The 4,607-nt window shown below is 39.2% G+C and carries 2 protein-coding genes and 2 pseudogenes; 3 read left to right on the plus strand and 1 reads right to left on the minus strand.

The window, feature by feature from the left end:
- Positions 1-191, minus strand: a pseudogene (locus tag AC2JBO_RS38950) (hypothetical protein); the annotation flags it as partial.
- Positions 192-892: 701 nt separating this feature from the next.
- On the opposite strand from AC2JBO_RS38950, the gene AC2JBO_RS38955 reads away from it, so the two are divergent.
- From AC2JBO_RS38955 to AC2JBO_RS38965, 3 genes and pseudogenes are all read left to right on the plus strand, one after another.
- Entirely contained in the window at positions 893-1,273 is a 381-nt protein-coding gene (locus tag AC2JBO_RS38955; RefSeq protein WP_496958992.1) for a hypothetical protein, read from the plus strand.
- A 90-nt stretch (positions 1,274-1,363) separates the two neighbouring features.
- Positions 1,364-3,574: a PAS domain S-box protein gene (locus tag AC2JBO_RS38960; protein WP_496958993.1), complete on the plus strand. Its 2,211-nt coding sequence runs from the start codon at positions 1,364-1,366 to the stop codon at positions 3,572-3,574.
- A 12-nt stretch (positions 3,575-3,586) separates the two neighbouring features.
- Positions 3,587-4,543: pseudogene (locus AC2JBO_RS38965) on the plus strand (sensor histidine kinase); the annotation flags it as partial.
- Between the last annotated feature and the right edge of the window lie 64 nt (positions 4,544-4,607).

A 4,607-nucleotide genomic window follows, 5' to 3' on the forward strand; every position in this document is an offset into this window, starting at 1 on the left:
ATACTATAAACTTCTTTTGAAGAAGGAACATCAAACCCTGCCATTTGATGTATAAATAATCCTAATGCGGTTGCTTGTATTGCGGCATAGGCAAGTGCTGCTTCAACATCATGAAATGCATGACGATTTTCTACACCGTTGCGCTGAGTGTCAGCGAATTTATCTATTTTTATATCATTGGATGTTAGCATAATGTCAGTCTTAAAAAGATTATTTAACTGCTGCTTCCTTTGTTTTTAAAGATAAATAGTATTTACTTGCTCTATCTAAAGATATATAAAATCAAATATAGAAGCGAAATAGTGTTTTAAATAATTTCTTGGTATGTAATAAATTCAGCCTTTTTTTACAATTATAATATATATTAATATTAATATATATGGTGAGCATTTATACAAAATATTTTATCAATTTGTTGGTAATACTAAAGGTTGTTCGGCACCGCACGTGTTGCTCTTTTGCAAGCACCGATGCATGAAACGTTGAGTCGAATGAAAGTATCAATGGCAAAGTAAAACAAAATGATATTGCCACACGTATTTATATCAATCGCACGGTTATGCAGGGTAAAAACTAACCTTGTTTACAACCTTAGATAGATAAATTTTATATCTCTAGGTATAAAAAAGAATAGTGCAAAAAATTATATTTAATTAACCATATAACACTTCATTCATAAAACGTGAAAATTCAACAACCTATTAGCTCTACTTCTCATCTTCTCACATTACTTGACTCCTATCATTTTTAAAATCAAAAAATAAATTAATTCTTGCAAAATATTTTGCATTGACGAATACAGCAAAATGTAATATGCATCTCTACCTTGTGGTGATGTTTTAGGAAACACAGTAGTGCAAAATGCCAAGTAACTTATAATCAAACGAAATTTATGCACGAAATATCAGACGCTAACATACAGCTAGCACAGCTACATGCACTCACTACATATAAGCATGGTTTGCAAATTGTAGCTTTGGGAAAGTCTCTAAAAAGCGATGACAAATTTTATATATACGAATGTAGTCAACTTATTCAGCAGCATGGTTTGCTCGTACAAATGTACGCACGAGAATCATTAACTTATGCAGAAAAACTATCAGTATGCAGTCATTGCTCAACAGAGTTATATGTTATGGCTATCAAAGCACGCTCAAAAGCAACTATCTTATACGCAAAGGCAGTAACTATTTATAGACAAATAATTCAGGGTAAACACTGCGCTTGTGTAGAAAATCCTAATAATTTGAGAACTTTCTACTTCTTTGGGTAGAGTTGATTTGAGCTAGTACTAATGGTATATTGCACATCAGCATTGATTACGAATGCTATTATCCTTCAATTCTGAGATTGTGCCTTTGATATGAAGTTACTTAGGTTTCTCTTACTTGAAAACAATCTCCAGGGTGCCGATGTAATTAAAGCCACCCTACTTGATGGCGCCATTGACTGTGAGTTGTTGAGAGTAGAAACCCGCTCCGATTTTGTTGCGGCACTAGAGTGCATTAAATTTAACCTGATTTTAGCTGATTATACGGTGCCTGATTTAGATGGACTCTCTGCTCTAGAAATTGCCAAGAGAAAAAGTCCTGATGTTCCATTTATTTTTGTTTCTAGCAGTTTGGACGAAGAGCTAGAAATTGCAGCGCTTAAAAGTGGCGCCACAGATTATATACTCAAGCAACGGTTAGGGCGATTAGTACCATCTGTAGTACGGGCATTACGTTCAACCCAAGAACCCAAGCAAGCCGAAGAACTAGAACAGGTAAACGAGGAGTTGACGATAACCCTAGAAGAACTTCGAGTTGCGGAAGAAGAACTACGCCAACAAAATGAAGAACTGGCTATTGCTCAGGAAGCTATCGTAATAGAAAAACAAAGATATCAAGATTTATTCAACTTTGCGCCAACTGGCTATGTAGTTACTGATGCAGTTGGAAACATTACTGAAGCAAATTGTCAAATTGCTGCTTTAATTGGTCGCGACCCAAGCTACTTAGTTGGTGTACCGTTGGTAGTTTATGTTTCTAAACCAGATTGTCGCGCTTTCAGAAATCTGTTTTATGACTTACGACAACAGCATCAGCTACAAACCGATGAACTTAGTTTAAAGCCTGTAAATCAAAATCCAATTCCTGTTGCTATTACTGCAATTGCCGTGCGCGATGAGAAAGGGCAGTTCGTTGGTGCCCGTTGGTCAATTCAAGATATCACCGAGCGCAAACGCGCGGAACTTAATGCCCAATTTCTTGACAAAATTAGTCAAGATTTGGTAAGTATAAATAATGTAGACGAAATCGTACAATCGGTGGGCAAACGGTTAAATAGTTATCTGAATACTTCAAGCTGTGTCTTCACCCAAATCAACTTAGCGGCAGACCAAGCGGTAAATGAGTATAGTTGGCATCAAGATGATATACCTAGCTTGGTAGGGGTTTATCGCATCTCAGAGTATGTCAGAGCCAAATTTATACAAGATGCTAAAGCCGGAAAACCAGTTGTTGTAAGAAACGTTAATAATGACGCGCGTATTGTTGACCCACAACGCTTCCAAAATCTTGGCATTGGCGCCGAACTTAATACACCTTTAATTCGAGATGGAGAGTGGAAATTTTCGCTCACCGTCTTTCATTCACAGCCTTATAATTGGCGCGAAGACGAAATTAAATTGATGCAGGAATTAGCAAACCGCATCTTTCAGAAATTGGAACGCACGCGCGTTGAAACAGCGTTGCGCGAATCTGAAGAAAAATATCGCACATTGTTCGAGTCAATTGACCAAGGCTTTTGCATTTGCGAAATGCTGTTTGACGAAAACAATAAACCATATGATTATCGCTTCATTACAGTTAACCCAGTATTTGAAATGATGACGGGGCTTCGGGAAGCAACAGGTAAAACCATGCGTTTTCTCGTCCCCAACCTAGAACCCTTCTGGTTTGAAACTTATGGCAAAGTAGTACAGACAGGTCAACCCGTTCGGTTTGAAAATCAATCAATCGCCATGAACCGTTGGTTTGATGTTAACGCTTTTCCTATTGGCGAAGCCCAAAGCCATAAGTTCGCTATTTTATTTACCAATATCACTGAGCGCAAACTTGCGGAAGTCGCTTTAACCGAAAGCGAGGAGCAAAGCCGAAATATCCTAGAGAGTATTAAAGATGGATTTTTAGCACTTGATTACAATTGGCAATTTACATATGTAAATCAGACAGCGGAACAGTTACTTGATTGTAGTGCTGATGTATTGCTTGGCAAAGTTATTTGGGAATCGTTTCCAGGACTTGATGGTAGCGAATTTGAGCAACTTTATTGGCGCGCGATGCGTGACCGCGTGGCTGGGTCAGTAACGGCGTTTTACCCAGACCATAATAGTTGGTATGAAGTTCACACTTATCCAGCCACCAATGGGATTACAATTTACTTCCGTAATATTACTGATAGCAAGCAGGCTCTTGAAGCTTTGCGCCATAGTGAATCTCGTTTCCGCCTTATGGTTGAAAGTGCTAAAGAATACGCTATTTTCACCCTTGATCTAAACGGCACTATTTCTAGTTGGAATTCCGGCGCCTAAAGGCTTTTGGGTTACACAGAAACAGAAGCTTTAGGTTGTAGCGGTAAGATGATTTTTACACCTGAAGATAAGGAGCTTGGAAAAGCTGAACAGGAGATGCAACTTGCCTTAACTCTTGAACGTGCGGAAAATGAACGTTGGCATGTACGCTCTGATGGCAGTCGCTTTTGGGGAAGTGGTTTAGTGATGCCGTTGCTTTCAGAAGTGGGCGACGTACAGGGATTTGTAAAAATTTTGCAGGACAAAACCGCGCAACGGCAACAAAATGAACAAATCCAGCAACAAGCCGAGCAATTAAAACAAGCCAACCGAATTAAAGATGAGTTTTTAGCAGTATTATCCCATGAATTGCGCTCGCCTCTAAACCCCATTTTAGGTTGGTCAAATATGCTTCAAACGGGCAAGTTAGATAAAGCGAAAACTGCTCAAGGCTTGGCTACCATTGAACGCAACGCCAAATTACAATCGGAGCTAATCGAAGATTTACTTGATGTCTCCCGAATTTTACAAGGCAAACTCGCCCTTAATGTTCGCCCAATTAATTTGGCGCCAACTATTCAGGCGGCAATGGAAACTGTACAGCTAGCAGCACAAGCTAAATCAATTCAAATATACGCATTGCTTGAACCAAATGTAGGACAAGTATCAGGTGATGCAAATCGATTACAGCAAATAGTTTGGAATCTTCTCTTTAACGCCGTTAAGTTTACTTCACAAGGAGGACAAGTTAATATTGAATTAAGGCGCCGCCTAAATAATACAGCTAATACAGCCCAAATTATTGTCAACGATAATGGTATTGGTATTAAACCCGAATTTCTTCCCCATGTATTTGACTACTTCCGCCAAGAAGATGGCAGCACAACTCGAAGGTTTGGTGGGCTAGGTTTAGGATTAGCAATTGTCCGTCACTTAGTCGAACTACATGGTGGAACCGTTGGTGTAGAAAGTCCAGGTGAAGGGCAAGGGTGAATGGCACGAAAAAAGGCAGAGGGCAGGGGGCAGAGGGCAGAAGGATGCGGAAGAATAAGGT

It is taken from the genome of Calothrix sp. CBUCES-K 9914 (assembly GCF_059640475.1).